General features: G+C 50.0%; 1 protein-coding gene. It reads left to right on the forward strand.

Annotated elements, in window-relative coordinates:
- Window positions 1-224: tyrosine-type recombinase/integrase (locus FDX19_RS01940; RefSeq protein WP_170974332.1), on the forward strand; the 224-nt coding region annotated here is incomplete at both ends.

The raw sequence follows: 224 nt of genomic DNA on the forward strand, positions 1-224 counted from the left end.
TACGATCAGGATAAATGTATGAGCGACAATACCGTTAACAAGGCGCTGCGCGTGATGGGCTACGACACGCAAAACGAGGTTTGTGGTCACGGCTTCCGGGCGATGGCATGTAGTGCGCTGAGTGAGTCGGGATTGTGGAGTAAAGACGCTATTGAAAAGCAAATGAGCCATCAGGAAAGGAACAGCGTGCGTGCTGCCTATATTCATAAGGCTGAATATCTGGA

This window comes from Citrobacter sp. wls619 (assembly GCF_005281345.1).
Lineage (GTDB): Bacteria > Pseudomonadota > Gammaproteobacteria > Enterobacterales > Enterobacteriaceae > Citrobacter.